The following is a 20,248-nucleotide window of genomic DNA, read 5'->3' on the forward strand; positions in this document are numbered from 1 at the left end:
GGTGAATATAGTTGTTTTCAGGAAGATAGGTGAACAAATATGTCCTTTATTGATGAAGAAAAATATCGTATTAAACGTGCAGGCAAAAAGAAACATAAAGGTATTGTCATTTCTAGCATAGCGGGGACGATTGTAGGGGCTTCATTATTTGCATTTGGAGCTCCTTTATTTTCAAATCATGCAGGTAAGCTTCCGCAAGCTGAAGCAAGTGAAAAAAATATGGCTGAAGCTCAAAGTGGAAATGTTCCTGTTAAACAGATTAGCTTTGTAGACGCTGTTGATCGTGCCTCAGAGGCTGTTGTTGGTGTTATTAATATTCAACGAGACAATTTTTCAGAGGCTGATTCGGAAGCTGGTACAGGCTCTGGTGTGATTTATAAGAGAACAGATGGACATGCGTATATTGTAACGAATAACCACGTTGTTGCTGGGGCGAATCGTATTGAAGTGAGCTTGAGTGACGGTAAGAAAATTCCAGGTAAAGTATTAGGAACCGATGTAGTCACGGACTTAGCTGTACTAGAAATAGATGCGAAGCATGTGAAGAAAGTGATTGAAATTGGCGACTCTAATACCGTTCGTAGAGGAGAACCAGTTATTGCGATTGGAAATCCACTGGGGTTACAATTTTCCGGAACTGTCACACAAGGTATTATTTCGGCTAATGAGCGTATTGTTCCTGTAGATTTAGATCAAGATGGACATTACGATTGGCAAGTAGAAGTATTGCAAACAGATGCGGCAATTAATCCAGGTAATAGTGGTGGAGCGCTTGTAAATGTAGCGGGACAATTAATAGGTATTAACTCAATGAAAATTGCAGCAAAAGAAGTAGAAGGAATTGGACTAGCTATTCCAGTTACGAGAGCTGTTCCTATTATGAATGAACTAGAAAAGTACGGTAAAGTAAGAAGACCTTACGTTGGGATTGAACTAAGATCATTAAATGAGATTCCGAGTTACTATTGGTCAAAAACATTACACTTACCGGGTAACGTAACAGAAGGAGTCTGCATTTTAGATGTGAAAAGTCCTTCGCCAGGTACGGATGCGGGTCTTAGAGAACATGATGTTATTGTGGCGGTAGATGGAAAAGCGGTGCACGATATTATTGGGTTCCGCACGGCCTTATATAATAAAAAAATTAATGATAAAATGACTCTTACGTTTTATCGTGGTACAAAACGAGCGACAACAACGGTGAAATTAGGCATTCAAAAGTATTAAAAACAGGAGGGCCTACCTCCTGTTTTCTATTGTAGAAAAGTGAGGTGAAGAATATGAATTTACCTTGTTGTTTAGAACATGTTGAATTAGCATTAGATATCATTGTGGATGAGTGTGAAGTCGCACCGGTTATTAACAATGTGGATAACTCTAAAGAAGAGAAAAAAACATGTGAATTTTGTCAAAATGAGGCGACATATGTTGTATCGAACACAGATTCTCACACAATATGTGGGTAACATTTGTGGATATGTGGATAAGTCCTGTGGATAACGTGTTTGTAAGGTGGGGAATAAATGTGAATATCTCGATTATTTCAATCGGAAAATTAAAAGAAAAATACTTAAAACAAGGTATAGCAGAATACTTAAAACGATTATCTTCTTACGCAAAAGTAGAAGTAATTGAATTGCCAGATGAAAAGGCACCAGAAAATTTAAGTGCAGCAGAAATGTTAATTGTAAAAGAAAAAGAAGGTATTCGTATACTGGATAAAATTTCTGATGATACGCATGTCATTGCGTTAGCTATAGAAGGAAAACAAAAATCATCAGAAGAATTTGCGGTAAGTATAGATCGCCTTGCTACATATGGAAAGAGCAAGATCACATTTGTAATTGGTGGATCACTGGGGCTTAGTTCTGAAGTAATGAAGCGTTCAAACGAATCTCTTTCTTTTTCGAAGATGACATTACCACATCAATTAATGCGATTAGTATTGCTTGAGCAGGTGTATAGAGCGTTTCGGATTAATCGTGGTGAACCGTATCATAAATAAATTTTTCATTTGTATATAAAGAGTAAAAAAGACCATTGGACAAAAATCACCGATGGTCTTTTAAACATTAATAGATGGTATGTAGATTTCCTAAAATAAGTATGTTTCTATTTCTAAAAAAATATGCTGTAATATGAAGAGGGAAAAAGTATAAGTAGTCATAGAAGTGAGGAATTAAAGGTGAAGAAGTTTAAGAAGTTTTACTTGGAGATTACGAGTGTATGTAATCTTGCGTGCAGCTTTTGTCCGCCGACGGAAAGGCAGAAGCAATTCATTTCTGTAGAGGATTTTGCTAAAAGATTAGACCAAATTAAACCTCACACAGACTACATTTATTTGCACGTGAAGGGTGAGCCATTGCTCCATCCGAAAATAGATCAACTATTAGATTTAAGCCATGAAAAAGGGTTTAAAGTTAATATTACAACGAACGGAACGTTAATTAATAAGAGAAGGCATAGACTGTTAAATAAGCCTGCGTTAAGACAAATGAATTTTTCACTGCACAGTTTTGATGGACACCCAGGTTCGCAAGATAAAGAGGGCTATGTAAGGAGTATACTTTCTTTCATTAGAGAGGCAACAAGTCAATCGGACTTAATCGTTTCACTAAGATTATGGAATTTAACTCAGGATAATAAAACAAATGCTGAAATCCAAAAAAATAGGGATTTATTATCTATAATTGAAAATGAGTTTGATCTATCTTATCAAATTGAAGAGAAGCTTACACCGGGAAAAGGTATAAAAATTGCGGAACGTGTCTTTATTAATCAAGACTATGAATTCCAGTGGCCGGCATTGCATGAAGAAGAGGATGATGGAAAAGGATTCTGTCATGGTCTTCGAAATCAGGCTGGAATCTTAGCAAACGGAACGGTTATTCCTTGTTGTCTAGATGGTGAGGGAATTATTAATCTTGGAAATATTAATAATGATTCATTCTCTAATATTATTGAAGGCGAAAGAGCGAACAATATTGTAGATGGATTTTCAAAAAGGGTTGCAGTAGAAGAACTATGTAGAAAGTGCGGATACCGCAAAAGATTTGGAAAGTAAATATAGAATAAGCCCTCATAAAGCGAGGGCTTATTTTTATTCTTGATAAGAACGTTCTAATTCATCAATTAAGGAACCTACGTAAGAAACAGCTTTACGGATTGCATCTGGTTTTGACATGTCTACTCCAGCGTGTTTCATTAATTCAAGTGGTTTCATTGTACCGCCTGCACGGAGTACATCAAGCCAGCGATCAACAGCAGGTTGTCCCTCTTCTTTAATCATTTGAGCTACAGCGGTAGAAGCAGTTAGTCCCGCAGAATATGTGTAAGAATATAAGCCCATATAATAGTGAGGTTGACGCATCCATGTTAAACCGGCGCCTTCATCAATTTCTACGGAATCTCCCCAGAATGTCGAAAGGACCTTCGTTTTTATTTCAGTTAAAGTTGTAGCTGTGAGTGCTTGCCCTTCTTCTGCTAGATCGTATACTCTTCTTTGATATTCTCCCTCAAGTAGATGGGTAACGAAGTTGTGGTAATATGTGCCGAGTAGTTGCAGAATAACCCATCTGCGCATTCTCTTATCTTCAGTAGTCGCAAGTAAATGCTGGGCTAATAGTAATTCATTCATCGTTGATGGAGCTTCAACGAAGTACATAGATGGACGCACATTCATAATACGCTGATTTTTATTTGCTAAATGAAAATGACCAGCATGTCCAAATTCATGAGCTAATGTGAAACACCCGCGCATCGTACCCTGCCATGTAATTAAAATATAAGGGTGAGAACCGTATGGGCTAGAGCAGAAGGCACCTGTTGATTTTCCTACGTTATCTGCAAGGTCTACCCATCTTTCTTTGAAGCCCTTTTCGATAATGGAACTATATTCATTTCCTAATACTTTTAAAGAATCTTGAATGAGTTTGCCAGCTTCTTCGTAAGTGATTGTTGGATTAAATTCAGGATCTAACGGTGCATGTAAGTCACAGAAAAGCATTTGATCAAGCCCTAATACATTCTTTTTTAAATCTGCAAAACGGCGCATATGAGGCGCTAATTCGTTATAAATAATATCTAGTTGGTTGTTATACATTTCAAGTGGAACTTTTTGAGGTTCTAAAAGCATATGGGTAACGGACTCGTACTTGCGCAAACGAGAAAGCGCCACTTGTTTTTTTACTTCAGTAGCATATGTTGTTGCAACTGTATTTTTATATCGTTTCAATGTGGAAACAAATGATGAATATGCTTTTTTACGTATATATGTGCTTGGAGAAAATTCATATTTGCTTTCGAATAATGCAAACGATACAGGCAAATCATTTCCCTGTTCATCTTGTATAGAAGGGAAATCCATATCGGCTAATTTAGTCATGCCGTAAATTTTGTAGGGTGAACTATGAACTTCGCCGAGTGCAGCAAGAGCTTCTTCTGTTTCAGGAGAGAGTGTGTGCTGCCTCTTTTTGAGTATCTCTAGTAATGATTTACGGAAAGGTTCAAGTTTTATTTCCTCAGTTAAATATTTTTCAATTATTCCCTCCTCAAATGAGAGAATTTCGTTATGAATAAAGGATAGTGCGGTATGTACATTCGTTCCTAGAGCGGAAATTTTGGAAGAGTTCGCTTGAATAACTGAATCTGTACGATCAGCGGATTCTTTTAAATTTGCATATGCGCCGAGTTTTGTTAACTTCATTAAAAGCTCTTCTTCTAAAAGTAGGCAATTTAATAAGGTAGCGGGGCTAGTGTGTAATTGTCCTTTAAATGCATCAAGTTTTTTTATATCGTCTGTTAATACACGTAATGCAGTTTCCCACTCTTTATCAGATTTGTATAAATCAGAAAGGTCCCATGTCAATTCAGTAGAGACTTCCGCGCGAATAAGGCGTTTCTCAATTACATTTTTCATTTGTTATATCCCCCTTATTATAAGTATCTAAAAACATGATACTAGAAAATTCAGTGAAATGAAAATATTTTACATTTTTATACATGAAAAAGAAGGACAAGCATAAAAAATGCTTGTCCTTCTAGTTAAATTTATAAATTAATATACTTTGTCACCGTTGAAAATAGAGTTTTTCACGACTACATAATCTACAGTACGAATTGCGTCTAATTTTGTTCCACCAGCGTAAGAGATAGAAGATTGAAGATCTTGTTCCATTTCGATTAAAGTGTCTTCTAAAGAACCTTTATGCTCAACGAACATTTTCTTACCTTCAACGTTTTTCTTCTCACCTTTTTGGAATTCAGAAGCTGAACCGAAGTACTCTTTATAAAGTTTGCCATCTTTTTCGATTGTTTCCCCTGGAGACTCTTCATGACCTGCGAATAGAGAACCGACCATAACCATAGTTGCTCCAAATCGAATTGATTTAGCTACGTCGCCATGTGTACGAATACCACCGTCAGCGATAATTGGCTTACTTGCAGCTTTTGCACACCAGCGAAGTGCAGCTAGCTGCCAACCGCCAGTTCCAAAGCCTGTTTTAATTTTAGTAATACAAACTTTACCAGGTCCAATGCCAACTTTTGTTGCATCAGCACCAGCGTTTTCTAATTCTCTTACCGCTTCTGGAGTTCCAACGTTTCCAGCGATAACGAAGCTTTCTGGTAAATGTTTTTTAATATGTTGAATCATGTTGATCACAGCGTTAGAGTGACCATGTGCGATATCGATTGTAATGTATTCAGGTGAAAGTTGCTCAGCAGCTAATTGTTGTACGAATTCGTACTCGTCTTCTTTAACACCAACGCTGATTGAAGCAATTAATCCACGTGATTGCATATCTCTAATGAATGAAATTCGTTTCTCTGGTTGGAAACGATGCATGATATAGAAGTAATTATTTTCAGCTAAATAAGTTGCGATTCTTTCATCAATAATCGTTTGCATATTTGCAGGTACGACAGGTAATTTAAATTTATGTTTTCCTAAAGTGACAGTTGTATCACATTCAGATCGGCTATTTACAATACATTTTGCAGGAATTAATTGAATATCTTCATAGTCAAATACGTTTTCCATCATTTACACCCCTAAAATACGAATATTTTATTTAGTTTCTTTAAAAACGTTCGTCCAAATGATAATTTACAGTATTTTTAGTAATAAGTCAAAGGTTTTAATGTTTAATTTAAAAAATTAAAGTTAATTTAATAGCTATTGGATTTATATGGTTGTAATGTATTTTAATATGTAATAGTTTAATGTAGAATTATATATGGAAAATAGTAGATAAATATATTAATTTAGGGGAGATTTTATGGGACGTTTAGTATATATGGATTGGCTACGTGTAGTAGCGACAATTGCGGTCGTTACAATTCACGTTGCTGCTGGTTATGTTTCTACATTAGATTCAAATAACGTATCTCGTTGGCTGGCTGGTAATTTTTACGACTCACTTTCGCGTGCTAGTGTACCAATTTTTGTAATGATTAGTGGAGCGCTATTATTAAAGGGAAAAAAAGATACTTCTATTGGGGAATTTTTAAAGAAACGTGCAAGTAAAGTGATTATACCTTTGATAGGTTGGAGTGCTATATTTTATATCTATGGGGCTTGCGTAGGATATTTTCCGGCTTCTTTAAAGCAAGGGATAAAGTACTTTTTAACAAATAGTATCGGGTTACATCTATGGTTCTTATATATGATTGTAGGAATATATTTAATCGCACCTTTACTGAAAGTATTTGTGAAAAATGCTAAGAAGAGAGAGATAGAATATTTTTTAATTTTATGGCTATATGCATCTGTTATCGTCAAGCTAGTAAATTATTATTATCCTATCAACTTTAATATCGAACTATTTTACGTTACAAATTATGTAGGGTATTTCCTACTTGGTTATTACTTATCGAATTATGATATTGTGAAAAAATGGAGAAATATTTCTTATATTGGAGGACTTGCAGGATTTATTGGTACGTTCTTTATTACATATCATTATACAGTCAAAGCTAATGGACAGCTGGATCAATATTGGTATGAATATTTTGCTCCGGGTGTTGTACTTATGGCAATTGGGTTATTTGTCTTTTTCAAATATGCTTTCCAAAATTCAGAAAGACAATTACCATTTTTATTACGTGGCATAAACCAAGCAAGTCTTGGGATTTATATTCTTCACTTTTTCTTATTAAATAATTATCTATACATAGTCATTCCAAAGGTGAATGCACATGTACATGCAATATTGGCAATACCTATAAATGTAATTATTACACTTGTCCTTAGTATGTTAATAACTTTAGTATTGCAAAGAATACCGATTGTAAAAAGGCTAGTTCCGTAAAGGGAAAATCTGAAAATAAAATATTTTTCGTTATGTAGGTGGACAGGCTTATTATTAAGACTGTCCTTTATTATGTTGTTTTAAAAAACAATATAAAAAGAGTTATACTTAGGTTAAGTTGATATTTTAGCGAATTAAAAATATTAGTTTGATATATCCTCTTAGTATAATTAAATGTAGGGGAATAAAAAATATAATTATTAAATACAGAATAAAATGAGGTTATTACATGAGTAAAAGAAGTTTTACCGATTATGCATTAAGTAAAGAAATTGTAAGAGCACTTACTGGTTTAGGATATGAACATCCAACGGAAGTGCAAGGAGAGGTTATTCCAGTTGCCTTGCAAAAGAAAGACCTTGTCGTGAAATCACAGACTGGAAGTGGAAAAACCGCTTCATTTGGCATACCACTTTGTGAAATGGTGGAGTGGGAAGAGAATAAGCCACAAGCTTTAGTTTTAACACCGACGAGAGAGCTTGCGGTACAAGTAAAAGAAGATATTACGAATATAGGCCGCTTCAAAAGAATTAAGGCTGCTGCAGTTTATGGTAAATCTCCATTTGCACGTCAAAAATTAGAGTTAAAGCAAAAAACACATATTGTAGTTGGGACTCCTGGTCGTGTGTTAGATCATATTGAAAAAGGTACTCTTTCTTTAGCGTGTTTGAAGTATTTAGTTATTGATGAAGCAGACGAGATGCTGAATATGGGCTTTATCGATCAAGTAGAGGCAATTATTGACGAGTTACCTACAAAACGAATGACAATGTTATTTTCAGCAACACTTCCAGAAGATGTTGAAAAGTTATCTCGTAAGTATATGGATTCGCCAACGCATATTGAAATTAAGGCTGCTGGGATTACAACAGATAAAATTGAACATACACTTTTTGAGACGAGAGAAGAGGAGAAGCTTTCACTTCTTAAAGATGTAACAACGACTGAGAATCCAGATAGCTGTATTATTTTTTGCCGTACACAAGAAAATGTAGATCACGTATTTAAACAGTTAGATCGCGTTAACTATCCTTGTGACAAAATACATGGTGGTATGGTACAAGAAGATCGTTTTGAAGTTATGGACGATTTTAGAAAAGGAAAGTTCCGTTATTTAGTAGCGACAGACGTAGCAGCTAGAGGAATTGATATTGATAATATTACACATGTTATTAACTATGATATTCCATTAGAAAAAGAAAGTTATGTACATCGTACGGGAAGAACGGGACGAGCTGGTAATAACGGGAAAGCTATTACATTCATGACGCCGTATGAAAATAGATTTTTAGAAGAGATTGAGGAGTACATTGGCTTTGAAATTCCAAAGGCACTTGCACCTTCAAAAGAAGAAGTTATGAAAGGGAAAGCAGTATTTGAGGAAAAGATACATGCTAAACCAATTATAAAGAAAGATAAAAATGCAGACCTAAACAAAGGAATTATGAAATTGTACTTTAATGGCGGGAAGAAAAAGAAAATTAGGGCGGTAGATTTCGTCGGTACAATTGCTAAAATTAAAGGTGTTACAGCAGAAGATATAGGAATTATTACAATACAAGACAATGTTTCTTACGTTGAAATATTAAATGGAAAAGGACCACTTGTTTTAAAAATTATGAAAAGCACAACGATTAAAGGGAAACAATTAAAGGTTCATGAAGCAATTAAGTAAACAAAAAAACTATCCACCTCTAACACGTGGATAGTTTTTTTGTTTAAGTTTCTTTGAGGTCATCAACTAGTTTCTCTGCTAAACGTCTATACATATTACTCATAGTCACGAAGGATGTTAGTAATAAAAACTTTTCTAGCTTTGGATCTTCTAAGGAAGAAACCTCGTTTACTTCCTTAACACGGTTATTCACGTCTTGCTTAAAGCTTTCCACATTGGTGTCAGTAAGAGAAAGGTAATCTTTATATAGAGTATTTAATTCGAATGTATCATCGTTTATTAACGGTGCATTTATATTTTCTAAGGAGCTTTTTATATCATTAATGGAAAGAGCTCCTTTTAATTGATAAATTAAGCTGATTAAAATCATATGTTCTTTTGAATACTTTTTATTTTTGATAGGGATGAATAATTTCCCTTTTGCGTAATTGTTAATCATTGTTTTTGTTAATACTTTTTCATCATCAGTTCTCGTTGTATCCGCATAAGTATTCTCAAATAGTTGGACAACTTGGTCTACATATAAGTCGACATTTGGGATATCCTCAAGTTTAATACTTTTTTCTAAATGTAATGATTCAAGTAATTTATTTATATTTTCCACGTAGAACCCCTCACTTTTATAACTTAGTGGAACTTAATGTTTAGTATATCTTTAAATATGGTATTACGAAACAAATGAATTGTAAATGTTGACCCACATGGATAATATGTATATAATTACATGTAGTTATGAAAACTACATGTAATTATATGAGGGGTGTTTATATGAATGTTTATGTAAGAGAACCGGTTAATGCATTTACTCACTTAGGAGGAGCTGTATTATCATTTATTGCATTATTAGCTATGCTTGTGAAAGTTTCTGTTAAGATGCCATCTGTTGCTGCAATTACAGCTGTTATTTTATTCGGTATCGGGATGATGGTCCTTTATATGGCATCAGCTGTGTATCATAGTGTCGTAGCCAGTGAACGTGTTATTTATTTCTTTAGGAAGCTAGATCATTCTATGATTTTCATATTAATTGCAGGTACATATGCACCCTTTTGCTTAATTACATTAAATTCGGCAAATGGTTTACTATTATTTTGTTTAGTTTATGCAACGGCAATTTGTGGTATTGCTTTTAAAATGTTTTGGTTTAATTGTCCAAGATGGTTATCGACAGCAATTTATCTTCTGATGGGTTGGTTAATTGTTCTATTCTTTGCACCGCTAGCTGAGAATCTAAGTACAGGAGGTATTATTTTCTTAGTACTTGGAGGCATTTTTTATACAATTGGTGGGTTTATTTACGGTGCGAAGCCAAAATGGTTGGAGTTTAAATATATGGGACACCATGAAATTTTTCATGTTTTTGTATTGTTAGGTAGTCTTGCACATTTTCTAAGTGTATATTGTTACGTAATTTGATCAAAAAACGCCACGTGATGTCTGTTATGTGGCGTTTTTTTATTACCTGATTTGAATCGTGTATTGTACAAAAAATCATGGGATAAAATGTAAGTTTCTGTGTTCGCATAATAAACATATGATAAGAAATATGTGATATACTTTGAGAAGTTTATAATGAATGAAATATGGAGGACTATAATTATGGCAATACTTGTAACAGGTGGAGCAGGATATATTGGTAGTCATACATGCGTAGAATTACTAAAAAACGGTTACGAAATTATAGTAGTAGATAATCTTTCGAATAGCTCAGTAGAGTCTATAAATCGAGTGACAGAGATAACAGGAAAACAGTTTAAATTTTATAAAGAAGATATTTTAAATCGAGAAGCACTTGATACGATTTTTGAAGAAAATACAATTGAAGCTGTTATTCACTTTGCAGGCTTTAAGGCTGTAGGGGAATCAGTAGAAATTCCGTTAACGTATTATCATAACAACATTACAAGCACACTAGTGCTATGTGAAGTGATGCAGAAGCATGATGTGAAGAAGATGATCTTCAGCTCATCTGCAACAGTGTATGGTATTCCGGAAACATCACCAATTACGGAGGAGTTTCCATTAAGTGCAACGAATCCATATGGTCAAACGAAATTAATGATTGAACAAATTATGCGTGACGTAGCATTTGCGGATGCAGAATGGAGTATCACATTACTTCGTTATTTCAACCCATTTGGTGCACATGAAAGTGGACGTATTGGAGAAGATCCAAACGGAATTCCAAATAACTTAATGCCATATGTAACGCAGGTAGCAGTAGGGAAGTTAAAGGAATTAAGTGTATTTGGAAATGACTATCCAACAAAAGATGGCACGGGTGTCCGTGATTATATTCATGTTGTAGACTTAGCAAATGGCCATGTAAAGGCGCTTGAAAAGGTACTTGGCACTACTGGGATAGATGCATACAATCTCGGTACAGGTACTGGTTATAGTGTGTTGGAAATGGTTGAAGCATTTGAAAAGGTTTCGGGCAAAGAAGTTCCTTATAAAATTACGGAGCGTCGACCTGGCGATGTGGCAGTATGTTTTGCAGATGCATCGAAAGCGAAGCGTGAATTAGGATGGGAAGCAAAACGCGGATTAGAAGAGATGTGTGCAGACTCTTGGAGATGGCAATCAAATAACAAAAATGGCTATCTAGAAGTTTAATAAACAGATAAAAAAATGACCTTTTGCGGGAGCAAAAGGTCATTTTTATTTATTTATTTATTTCCATTAAGTTTATTAGCAAATTTAGTTATGAATTTAGCTGATGAACACTACCGTGGGATTGTTGTGAATAAGGTGAAACAGCAAGTTATTGGAAAAGGAATAGATGGGGTGTTTTTAGATACAGCTGGTGATATTGATGACTATTTTTATGATCAGCCGTCTACACAAGGGAAATTTCGAGAAGCATATGTAAATTTATTAAAAGAAATTAAAAGTGTTGATTCCAACCTGTTTCTTATACAGAATTGGGGATTTGACACAATCAAAAATACATCCTTGAATTTTATACATGGTGTATTGTGGGAAGACTTCAATAAACAAGTTATTGCGAAAGATGAATGGAGTCAAAATTGGATGCGTTATTTTAAACAACAAAGCAATAAAATTGTAACGTTTACCGTGACCCCAGATAATGTATCTAAAAAATATAGTTCTACAAATGGATTTGTTCCTACAATAAATCCGAATGATATTTATGATAAATAGCAAGTGTTCAAAATGAGAAACTATCAAGATTGACTATCACGCTTCAGGTCAGTAATACGATTATCTTATAAAGATAAATGTATTACTGACTAGCCCCTTTCACATAATAGGGGAGATTTAATGAATTCGAACGAGTTGTTTATGGTATACTGTATTACCTTCTTGGCTTGTATATGGCGGGATACTTCGCCCAAAACAATTTGCAACAATATTGGAGTGGCCAGGATAAGAAATACGAATTTCATACAAATCAATAGAGTCATCTAAATCAGCATAAAAAACTGCTAAGTGGTTGCCTTGTAAAATATATGGGAATGCTACTTCCGTATTTTCACCAATTAGTACAGGTAATTTTACAGGATTAGAATAGTTAGACCAATCCCAAACCTCTATAGTTACATGGTGTGTGTAATATGCATCTAAATTTACAATGTTTACTACTGCTGAAACAGCTGCAGGCTCTCTTGTTAATACACCTGTGGAGTGAAAAACAAAATGATTTGGATAATGAAGAGGCATAAATATCAAACCTTTCTAAATTAATATGAGTGTACGATATTCTATGCAAATAATTAATAGAATGAGATAGGGAAAATGTATCATTCTACTAAATTTTTATAGAAATTCAAAACATAGTATTGAAAAGTATTCCAACACTTGTATCATTGTTAGAGTACGTTTATAATCAAGGAATCCTATTTCATGTTTTGATAGGGTTATTTATTATTGAAAGCGTTTTAAATTTGTTATTTTTTAAGGTAGGAAGTCTGACTTATTCAGATTAAAAATTATGTATGTAGTTTTAAATAGGAAGAAAAATAATAAAGTGAAACTTTAATCAGTGGGGGGTGGTGTTCATCCCCACTGATTATTAGCCTTCACCAATCGGGCTTTACGGGCAGTTGATCTCCCACTTAACTTCTTTGCTCTAGCTGAATTTTGAGGTGGGAGTTTTACAGCTCGTTAATGCGGGATAAAGTATCACTTTATATTGTGGGGAGGTTAAAAGTGTGAAAGGGAAAGATTTTCACACGAATATATATGGGTTACGTAGGATTATTACTTTCAGGTGCAGCTTTATTTTTAAATAGTCTTGTCATATTAGGCAAAGTAGAGATGAAAAGTGCAGGTGTCTTTAATTTATTTGTGGGGGCATTACAAATTATCATTCCGTTCTATTTGATTATGATTTCTGATCAAAGTAATTGGACGGTATATTCATATGCGGCTACTTTTTTATTTGGTTTAACTTATTTATATGTAGGCGTTACTTTTGTTAAAGGAATGGATAGTAGTGGACTAGGCTGGTTCTGTATTTGGGTAGCAATTATTGCTTTATTCTATATGATTGTTTCATTTGTTCAATTCCACGATGTTGTTAATGCGTTAACATGGTTTATGTGGGCATTACTTTGGTATTTATTCTTTGTATTAAATGCACAAAAAAAGAATATCAATCAATATCTTGGCAGAATTGCCTTTGTACAATCATGGGTAACATTGACGTTGCCTTCACTCTTTTATTTTATGGGAGTATGGGGCGAGGGATTCATATATGAACTATGGGTTTATGTATCAGTAATTTCTATTTTATATTGCTGCTATTGTATTTTTAAATATCGAGTACGTTAATGTATCGTGTGTAGAAAAAACATGGAATCGTTAAACTGATTCCATGTTTTTTTATTTTAGCGTTTATAATAATAGAGGTAGTATTTTACAATTTGTGAAAACGGGGATGATGAAGGTGAAAAAAGTATTGGTGCTAGGGGGAACAAGATTTTTTGGTAAACATTTAGTAGAAGTACTGTTGCAAGCTGGACATGATGTAACGATTGCGACGAGGGGAGTTACTGAAGATTCCTTTGGAAGTGCAGTAAAAAGACTGATTGTAGATAGAGAAGATGAGAGGCTACTAGAAGAGCGTTTTGAAGGTAAAAGTTATGATATCGTATACGATAATTTATGCTATAGCTCGAATGCAGCGAAGATAATATGTGAAGTGCTAAAAGGAAAAACGAAGAAATACATTATGACATCTTCAATGGCTGTCTATGAGCCTGCGCTAGGCCTGTTAGAAGAAAACTTCAATCCGTACGAGTATACAATTACGTATGGAGGTAGGAATGATTTCAATTATAGTGAAGGTAAGCGATTAGCTGAAGCAGTTTTATTTCAACATGCAACATTTCCAGTTGTCGCAGTGCGTTTTCCAGTTGTTATTGGAGAAAACGATTATACGAAAAGATTACAATTTTACGTTGAACATGTTGTGAAACAAGAGTCTATCGTTGTGGATCATGTAGATGGAGAGTTGTCATTTATACATGAAAAGGAAGCAGGACAGTTTTTAGCTTGGTGCGGGATGGAAAACATAGAAGGGCCAATTAATGCTTGTAGTAACGGGGTGGTTTCTACCAGAGAAGTTATTCGTTTCATAGAAGAGAATACCGGGATAAAAGCGCTCATTCAAGAAGTAGGAGATAATATAGCTCCTTATAATGGAGTGATTAATTGTACGTTACATAATGGAAAGGCTCGTGAATTAGGATTCCCGTTCCGAGAGTTGAAATTAGAGACGGAAAAAGTTTTACGTTATTACATAAATACAATGAAATAATCATAAATCCCCCGGTGGCAATCCGGGGGATTCTGGAGGATTTCGACAATACTAATTTTACATTACCAAATTTACCTTATACGCACGACTAATGTGTTTGTGATTGAATTGCTTGTAAATACTTTTCATTTACCCGTTCCCAGTTCACCGTATGCCACCAGTTGGTAACAAATTCTGGACGCCGATTTTGATACTTTAAATAATAGGCGTGTTCCCATACATCGATGACGAGTAATGGAATTTTACCTTCTTGCAAAGGTGTATCTTGATTGGGTGTACTCATAACGGAAAGTTCCTCACCGTCCAGAACAAGCCATCCATAGCCACTTCCAAAACGACTAATAGCTGCTTTGGAAAGTTGATCTTTTAAGTTGTCAAAGGTATTGAAATAATAATCAATTACTTTTGCAACGTCTCCATTAGGCTCACCGCCACCTCGCGGGCTCATTAATTCCCAAAAAAGACTATGACAATAATGTCCACCACCGTTATTTCTGACAGCTGTAACAATTTCTTTTGGTAAAGTTTCTAAATTACATAGTAAATCTTCTAAAGATTTATTATGTAATTCCGTATAGTTTTCTAAAGCGGCATTCAAGTTATTTACGTATGTCGCATGGTGCTTTCCATGATGAATAGAAAGCGTGTTGCTATCGATATATGGCTCTAGTTCATCATAGTCATATGAAAGCTTTGGCAATTGAAATGAAGACATAACATTCTCTCCTTTCTTATTAAAAAAGTTGGTCTAGGTAAAAATAATTTACCTGAGTCAAAAATACACCTATTTTTTATACAAGTCAATAGTAAGTTCTTTAATTTTCTGAAAAATATTATAATAAAAGTAACACTTCGACTTTCATTTGTGACTCTTATTCTTTTTGCTTATACTGTAAAGTAGTAACGTTTTGTTGAAATAGAAGGAGATCGTTTATGAGTAAAACGAAACAATTAATAGAGGAAGCGAGTCATTTTATTACGGTTTGCTATAAAGAGCTTAATAAAGAACAATTCATAGAAGAGAGAGTAAAAGAAATTCAAGTTGAGATAGAGAAGACGGGGACGTATGAGCATACATTTGAAGAACTTGTTCATGGATCACGAATGGCATGGCGCAATAGTAATCGATGCATCGGAAGACTATTTTGGAGTAAGATGCACATATTAGATGCACGTGAAGTAAATGATGAGGAAGGTGTATACAATGCATTAATTCATCATATTAAATATGCAACGAACGATGGGAAAGTTAAACCGACAATTACAATTTTTAAGCAATATCAAGGTGAAGAAAATAATATACGAATTTATAATCACCAATTGATTCGGTATGCAGGATATAAAACAGAAATGGGAGTGATTGGTGACTCTCATTCCACTGCGTTTACAGATTTTTGTCAGGAACTTGGCTGGCAAGGAGAAGGTACGAATTTCGATGTATTGCCACTTATTTTTTCTGTTGATGGAAAAGAACCCGTATATAAAGAAATTCCTAAAAAAGAAGTGAAAGAGGTACCGATTGAACATCCAGAGTACCCAATCTCATCTTTAGGAGTAAAATGGTATGGGGTTCCAATGATTTCAGATATGCGCTTAGAAATTGGCGGTATTTCCTATACAGCCGCTCCGTTCAATGGATGGTATATGGGGACGGAGATTGGGGCTCGTAACTTAGCGGATCATGATCGTTATAATTTACTGCCAGCGGTTGCAGAGATGATGAATCTCGATACATCTAGAAACGGTACGTTATGGAAAGACAAGGCACTAATTGAGTTGAATATTGCTGTATTACATTCCTTTAAAAAACAAGGAGTTAGTATTGTAGATCATCATACAGCTGCACAACAATTTCAACAATTCGAGAAGCAAGAAGCATCATGTGGACGGGTTGTAACAGGGAATTGGGTGTGGCTCATTCCACCGTTGTCGCCAGCTACCACTCATATTTATCATAAACCGTATCCAAATGAAATTTTGAAGCCGAATTTCTTTCATAAATAATAGCTAGTATAGTTTTTTTTCTGCAAAATATAATTTTTTTAATTACTGTTACGTAGCAAATGGAAGCCTTTACTATCGGTTATTTTTGGAAAGGACTTTTTGAACCAAGGAGTTCCTTATGTTATAATCAAATTTCTGTTTCGAAGACCTTATAGAAATATAAGGTCTTTTGTTTTGCTTTTTTATGTAATAGGAATAGAAATTTTCTTTTAAATAAGGGGTTTAGCATATTTTTAGGGACAACATAAGTGTGTAGGAAATTGATGAATTATTATGCTTATATAATCATTGTGTTTTGGGTGTAAACAAGAAAACATAATAAAGTTGTTTTTTTAGATTGCTGAGGAAGGAGGAAGTGTAAATGAGGATGAAGAGTCGAAAAACGGATTGGCCTGTATTTCTTATTAGTGGTGGCTCACTTTTATTATTTGTAATTGCAGTTATTTTAAATAAAAGTTACGTAGAGGGAGCCATTAATAGCAGTTTTGCAGCTTCAATTAAATATTTTGGTGCCTTTTGGCAGGTTTTATTAATTGGTACATTTGTTGTTGCAATGTGTATGGCGTTTTCAAAATATGGGAGAGTTAAACTTGGGGGGCTAGAAAAACCTGAGATTAGTACGACAAAATGGCTCGCTATTATTATGTCTACATTACTTGCTGGAGGTGGCGTTTTTTGGGCAGCCGCAGAGCCGATGTACCATTTGATGACGGTGCCACCAATACATGAAGGTATAACTGCTGGAACGAAAGAAGCGGTAATGCCGGCTTTAGCACAAAGTTATATGCACTGGGGTTTCCTGGCTTGGACGATTTTAGGTACAATTAGTGCGGTAGTTATGATGTACGGGCATTATCATAAAGATATGCCTTTAAAACCTCGAACGCTTTTATATCCTATTTTTGGAGAGAAATTGCGAAAGAGTTGGCTTGGAACAATGATCGATGTATTTGCCATTATTGCGGTAGCTGCAGGGACGATTGGTCCAATCGGATTTTTAGGACTACAAGCAAGTTATGGGTTACAAGCATTGTTTAACATTCCTGATGTGTTTACTACTCAATTAGCCATTATTGTTTGTGTAGTAGCTGTTTCTACTATATCTGCGGTAACAGGAATTGATAAAGGGATTCAAATTATAAGTAATTTAAATGTTAGGTTAGCAGTTCTATTAATGGTATTTGTATTACTATTTGGACCAGGTGGATTTATTATCGATTCATTTGTTTCTTCGTTTGGATTTTATATAAATGAATTTATTCCAATGAGCACATATCGTGGTGATACAGCTTGGTTAGGATCGTGGACAATCTTTTTCTGGGGATGGTTTATTGGATATGGACCGATGATGGCAATTTTAGTGAGCCGAATTTCAAGAGGAAGAACAATCCGAGAAATCATCGTTGCAATTGGAATTATTGCACCTATTATTACAACGTTTTGGTTTACTATACTAGGGGGATCAGGTGTGTTTTATGAGTTAATGAATCCTGGTTCTATCTCGACCGCATTAAGTGAATCTGGTATGCCAGCGGCTATGATTGCAATTACAGAGCAACTGCCACTATCTAATATTATTGGACCTGCATTTCTTTTATTAACAATTTTATTTGTAGTGACAACAGGAGATTCAATGGCTTATTCGATTTCAATGGCAGTGACTGGAGATGGAGATCCTAGAATTAGTTTGCGAGTTTTTTGGTCGCTTATTATGGGCGCAGTTGCGGCGATTCTTTTATATATGGGTGAGGGAAGTATTAACGCCTTACAATCCTTTATTGTAGTGACGGCTGTTCCGGTATCTATTCTGTTATTCCCAATGCTATGGCTAGCGCCTAAAGTCGCAGGGGAATTAGCGTTAAAACAAGGTATTGTAAAAGAAGAAGATAAAACTAGCTTCTTGTTCCAAAAAGCTAGTAAATCAAAATAAATAATTGTATTTATATAAGAAGAGGAAGCATTTCATTTGAGATGCTTCCTCTTTGCTATTTATCCAAATACTTTTCCTGAGGGGACAGTATTTGGATAAACATTTCGTATAGTTTCAATCTATTCTAATACTTTATCTTTCGTCTCTGGGACACATAATAGCATTGTAACTAAACCGATTGGATAGATAATGAAGATGAGAGATAATGCTCCCATTAAATTACCACCTGCAGCAAGTAAGCCGATAATAACAGGTCCAAATCCAGCTAACCCACGTCCTGTACCGAAAATAAAGTTCTCTGCTGTCGAGCGAGCTTCAGCAGGATAGTTTTCAGCTAAAATTGCTCCGAATCCCCCCATCATGCCATTGGCAAAGAATCCAAGCAATGCACTTCCCCATAACAATGATGTTGAATCTGTGAATAAGAAGAAGTAAATGAGACAGTATATAGTACCACCGACATAATAGATTGTAAAAGTTTTACGGCGACCAATTTTATCGGCTAGAATACCAAAAGTCGCAATTCCAATTAGCATGCCGATCGTAGAGATGAACATCCAGCCGCTCGCTTTTGCTAATGTGTAGTTATATTTATTCGCTAAAATAGTTGGCATCCATGTGAAAATTCCATAATATCCGAAGTTCTGGATGAATGACATAATAATAAGACCAATTGTTGTTATCGTTACTTTTTTATTGGCAAATAACTTTCGAAGTGGGAACTTTTTCATTTGCTTTAGTTGTTCTGCTTCAGTGGTTGTTAAATTACCTTCAGCTTCTTTTTGTAACAATTCTTTTTTGTATCGTTGTTTTTGTTCCCATATTTTCGGTTCACTTAAACTTTTGCGGACGTAAACAGCTAGTAGAGCGGGAATGAGTCCAAATAAGAAAACAGCTCTCCATCCGAAATGCGGGACGATAAATGCCGGAAGGAGTGAAGCGACTAGTACGCCAAATTGCCATCCAAGTGCAACAACGGATGTCGCCTTAGCGCGCATTTCTTTAGACCACGTTTCAGTTACGATGGCCATCCCAATCCCGAATTCACCACCAACTCCCATTCCAACTAAAAAGCGAAGAATTAATAATTGCCAATAATCTGTTGCGAAATAAATAAGTGCTGTTGCTAGTGAGAATAGTAAGATTGTGAAGGCCATCGTACGGATACGCCCAAATAAATCAGCAATAAATCCAAATAAATAAGACCCGATTAGCATTCCTATTGTGGTAGCTAATGTTAAGTTTCCACCTTCAACAGGGCTTAAATGAAATTCTTTTAAAATGTAGACGAGTACGAAAGATAAGAGCAACATGTCTAAACCTTCTGCTGCATATCCTAGCGCAGAACCAAACAATGTTTTATATCTTTTCTCTTTCGTCTCCTCTGTTGTTGATTGTACATCAGTAGTGACGTTCATCATTACTCCTCCTTATTTTCTTCTACAGTCGCTATGGAAGAATAACAAAAGGCCTTCTCACCTGATATGATGAGAAGGCCAAAAAAGCATACGTATCCCTAAAAAAAGACCATACGTATAGTGTAT

Annotated in this window: 18 protein-coding genes and 1 pseudogene; 13 read left to right on the top strand and 6 right to left on the bottom strand. The window is 35.1% G+C overall.

The features are described from left to right. Positions 1-39: 39 nt before the first annotated feature. The 4 genes from JFU20_RS15325 to JFU20_RS15340 all read left to right on the top strand — a co-directional run bounded on the left by JFU20_RS15325 (position 40) and on the right by JFU20_RS15340 (position 3,064). On the top strand, positions 40-1,227 hold the full coding sequence (locus tag JFU20_RS15325) for a S1C family serine protease (protein ID WP_002035000.1): 1,188 nt from the start codon (positions 40-42) through the stop codon (positions 1,225-1,227). A 53-nt stretch (positions 1,228-1,280) separates the two neighbouring features. Next, entirely contained in the window at positions 1,281-1,466 is a 186-nt protein-coding gene (locus tag JFU20_RS15330) for a CxxH/CxxC protein (protein WP_002035001.1), read from the top strand. 59 nt (positions 1,467-1,525) lie between these two features. Beyond that, positions 1,526-2,005 carry a 23S rRNA (pseudouridine(1915)-N(3))-methyltransferase RlmH gene (gene rlmH, locus JFU20_RS15335; protein ID WP_002130178.1) on the top strand — a complete coding sequence of 160 codons (480 nt, stop codon included), beginning with the start codon at positions 1,526-1,528 and terminating at the stop codon, positions 2,003-2,005. Positions 2,006-2,185: 180 nt separating this feature from the next. Next, a complete protein-coding gene (locus JFU20_RS15340) occupies positions 2,186-3,064 on the top strand; it encodes a radical SAM/SPASM domain-containing protein (RefSeq protein ID WP_002016446.1) in 879 nt (292 codons plus the stop codon). A 36-nt stretch (positions 3,065-3,100) separates the two neighbouring features. Here JFU20_RS15340 and pepF read toward each other — a convergent pair whose 3' ends face one another. Both pepF and guaC read right to left on the bottom strand, forming a co-directional pair. After that, complete coding sequence (gene pepF / locus JFU20_RS15345) at positions 3,101-4,918, bottom strand: oligoendopeptidase F (RefSeq protein WP_201038714.1); 1,818 nt, start codon at positions 4,916-4,918, stop codon at positions 3,101-3,103. A gap of 138 nt (positions 4,919-5,056) precedes the next feature. Then, the gene (gene guaC, locus JFU20_RS15350; protein ID WP_002068771.1) at positions 5,057-6,040 is read right to left on the bottom strand and encodes a GMP reductase; all 984 of its coding nucleotides are present in this window, start codon (positions 6,038-6,040) and stop codon (positions 5,057-5,059) included. Between the two features lie 238 nt (positions 6,041-6,278). On the opposite strand from guaC, the gene JFU20_RS15355 reads away from it, so the two are divergent. Further along, positions 6,279-7,310, top strand: coding sequence for an acyltransferase (locus JFU20_RS15355; RefSeq protein ID WP_002016443.1), 1,032 nt, complete (start codon positions 6,279-6,281; stop codon positions 7,308-7,310). Between the two features lie 229 nt (positions 7,311-7,539). Continuing rightward, positions 7,540-8,985 carry a DEAD/DEAH box helicase gene (locus tag JFU20_RS15360; RefSeq protein ID WP_002016442.1) on the top strand — a complete coding sequence of 482 codons (1,446 nt, stop codon included), beginning with the start codon at positions 7,540-7,542 and terminating at the stop codon, positions 8,983-8,985. A 43-nt stretch (positions 8,986-9,028) separates the two neighbouring features. Here the strand turns inward: JFU20_RS15360 and JFU20_RS15365 are convergent, their stop codons facing one another. Further along, positions 9,029-9,589, bottom strand: coding sequence for a DUF1836 domain-containing protein (locus JFU20_RS15365; RefSeq protein WP_002035007.1), 561 nt, complete (start codon positions 9,587-9,589; stop codon positions 9,029-9,031). 164 nt (positions 9,590-9,753) lie between these two features. Between JFU20_RS15365 and trhA the strand changes: the two genes are divergently transcribed. From trhA to JFU20_RS15380, 3 genes and pseudogenes are all read left to right on the top strand, one after another. Next, positions 9,754-10,401 (top strand): PAQR family membrane homeostasis protein TrhA, encoded by a 648-nt coding sequence (trhA, locus tag JFU20_RS15370; protein WP_002016441.1) that lies wholly within the window; start codon positions 9,754-9,756, stop codon positions 10,399-10,401. Positions 10,402-10,584: 183 nt separating this feature from the next. Beyond that, positions 10,585-11,601: a UDP-glucose 4-epimerase GalE gene (gene galE, locus JFU20_RS15375; RefSeq protein ID WP_002016440.1), complete on the top strand. Its 1,017-nt coding sequence runs from the start codon at positions 10,585-10,587 to the stop codon at positions 11,599-11,601. A gap of 87 nt (positions 11,602-11,688) precedes the next feature. Next, positions 11,689-12,150, top strand: a pseudogene (locus JFU20_RS15380) (putative glycoside hydrolase); the annotation flags it as partial. Positions 12,151-12,267: 117 nt separating this feature from the next. Here JFU20_RS15380 and JFU20_RS15385 read toward each other — a convergent pair. Further along, complete coding sequence (locus JFU20_RS15385; RefSeq protein ID WP_002016437.1) at positions 12,268-12,669, bottom strand: hypothetical protein; 402 nt, start codon at positions 12,667-12,669, stop codon at positions 12,268-12,270. Positions 12,670-13,191: 522 nt separating this feature from the next. Here JFU20_RS15385 and JFU20_RS15390 point away from each other — a divergent pair. Next, positions 13,192-13,782, top strand: coding sequence for an AmiS/UreI family transporter (locus JFU20_RS15390; RefSeq protein ID WP_002016436.1), 591 nt, complete (start codon positions 13,192-13,194; stop codon positions 13,780-13,782). Between the two features lie 43 nt (positions 13,783-13,825). Beyond that, positions 13,826-14,770: an NAD-dependent epimerase/dehydratase family protein gene (locus tag JFU20_RS15395; RefSeq protein ID WP_176280942.1), complete on the top strand. Its 945-nt coding sequence runs from the start codon at positions 13,826-13,828 to the stop codon at positions 14,768-14,770. 88 nt (positions 14,771-14,858) lie between these two features. On the opposite strand, the gene sodA is transcribed toward JFU20_RS15395, so the two are convergent. Further along, positions 14,859-15,485: a superoxide dismutase [Mn] gene (sodA, locus tag JFU20_RS15400; protein WP_002016434.1), complete on the bottom strand. Its 627-nt coding sequence runs from the start codon at positions 15,483-15,485 to the stop codon at positions 14,859-14,861. 218 nt (positions 15,486-15,703) lie between these two features. On the opposite strand from sodA, the gene JFU20_RS15405 reads away from it, so the two are divergent. Together JFU20_RS15405 and JFU20_RS15410 are read left to right on the top strand one after the other, a co-directional pair. Then, positions 15,704-16,774 carry a nitric oxide synthase oxygenase gene (locus JFU20_RS15405; RefSeq protein ID WP_002016433.1) on the top strand — a complete coding sequence of 357 codons (1,071 nt, stop codon included), beginning with the start codon at positions 15,704-15,706 and terminating at the stop codon, positions 16,772-16,774. Between the two features lie 361 nt (positions 16,775-17,135). Then, a complete protein-coding gene (locus JFU20_RS15410; RefSeq protein ID WP_002089904.1) occupies positions 17,136-18,704 on the top strand; it encodes a BCCT family transporter in 1,569 nt (522 codons plus the stop codon). Between the two features lie 119 nt (positions 18,705-18,823). Here JFU20_RS15410 and JFU20_RS15415 read toward each other — a convergent pair whose 3' ends face one another. Next, the gene (locus tag JFU20_RS15415) at positions 18,824-20,122 is read right to left on the bottom strand and encodes an MFS transporter (RefSeq protein WP_002166376.1); all 1,299 of its coding nucleotides are present in this window, start codon (positions 20,120-20,122) and stop codon (positions 18,824-18,826) included. Positions 20,123-20,248: the final 126 nt, after the last annotated feature.

The sequence above is a fragment of the Bacillus sp. TH30 genome (assembly GCF_016650875.1).
Lineage (GTDB): Bacteria > Bacillota > Bacilli > Bacillales > Bacillaceae_G > Bacillus_A > Bacillus_A mycoides.

Coding starts and splice junctions, on each gene's coding strand:
- JFU20_RS15360 (WP_002016442.1), top strand. CDS start 7,540: ATGAGTAAAAGAAGTTTTACCGATTATGCATTAAGTAAAGAAATTGTA.
- guaC (WP_002068771.1), bottom strand. CDS start 6,040: ATGGAAAACGTATTTGACTATGAAGATATTCAATTAATTCCTGCAAAA.
- JFU20_RS15405 (WP_002016433.1), top strand. CDS start 15,704: ATGAGTAAAACGAAACAATTAATAGAGGAAGCGAGTCATTTTATTACG.
- galE (WP_002016440.1), top strand. CDS start 10,585: ATGGCAATACTTGTAACAGGTGGAGCAGGATATATTGGTAGTCATACA.
- JFU20_RS15410 (WP_002089904.1), top strand. CDS start 17,136: ATGAGGATGAAGAGTCGAAAAACGGATTGGCCTGTATTTCTTATTAGT.
- JFU20_RS15330 (WP_002035001.1), top strand. CDS start 1,281: ATGAATTTACCTTGTTGTTTAGAACATGTTGAATTAGCATTAGATATC.
- JFU20_RS15325 (WP_002035000.1), top strand. CDS start 40: ATGTCCTTTATTGATGAAGAAAAATATCGTATTAAACGTGCAGGCAAA.
- pepF (WP_201038714.1), bottom strand. CDS start 4,918: ATGAAAAATGTAATTGAGAAACGCCTTATTCGCGCGGAAGTCTCTACT.
- sodA (WP_002016434.1), bottom strand. CDS start 15,485: ATGTCTTCATTTCAATTGCCAAAGCTTTCATATGACTATGATGAACTA.
- trhA (WP_002016441.1), top strand. CDS start 9,754: ATGAATGTTTATGTAAGAGAACCGGTTAATGCATTTACTCACTTAGGA.
- JFU20_RS15385 (WP_002016437.1), bottom strand. CDS start 12,669: ATGCCTCTTCATTATCCAAATCATTTTGTTTTTCACTCCACAGGTGTA.
- JFU20_RS15415 (WP_002166376.1), bottom strand. CDS start 20,122: ATGAACGTCACTACTGATGTACAATCAACAACAGAGGAGACGAAAGAG.
- JFU20_RS15355 (WP_002016443.1), top strand. CDS start 6,279: ATGGGACGTTTAGTATATATGGATTGGCTACGTGTAGTAGCGACAATT.
- JFU20_RS15395 (WP_176280942.1), top strand. CDS start 13,826: ATGTTTTTTTATTTTAGCGTTTATAATAATAGAGGTAGTATTTTACAA.
- JFU20_RS15390 (WP_002016436.1), top strand. CDS start 13,192: ATGGGTTACGTAGGATTATTACTTTCAGGTGCAGCTTTATTTTTAAAT.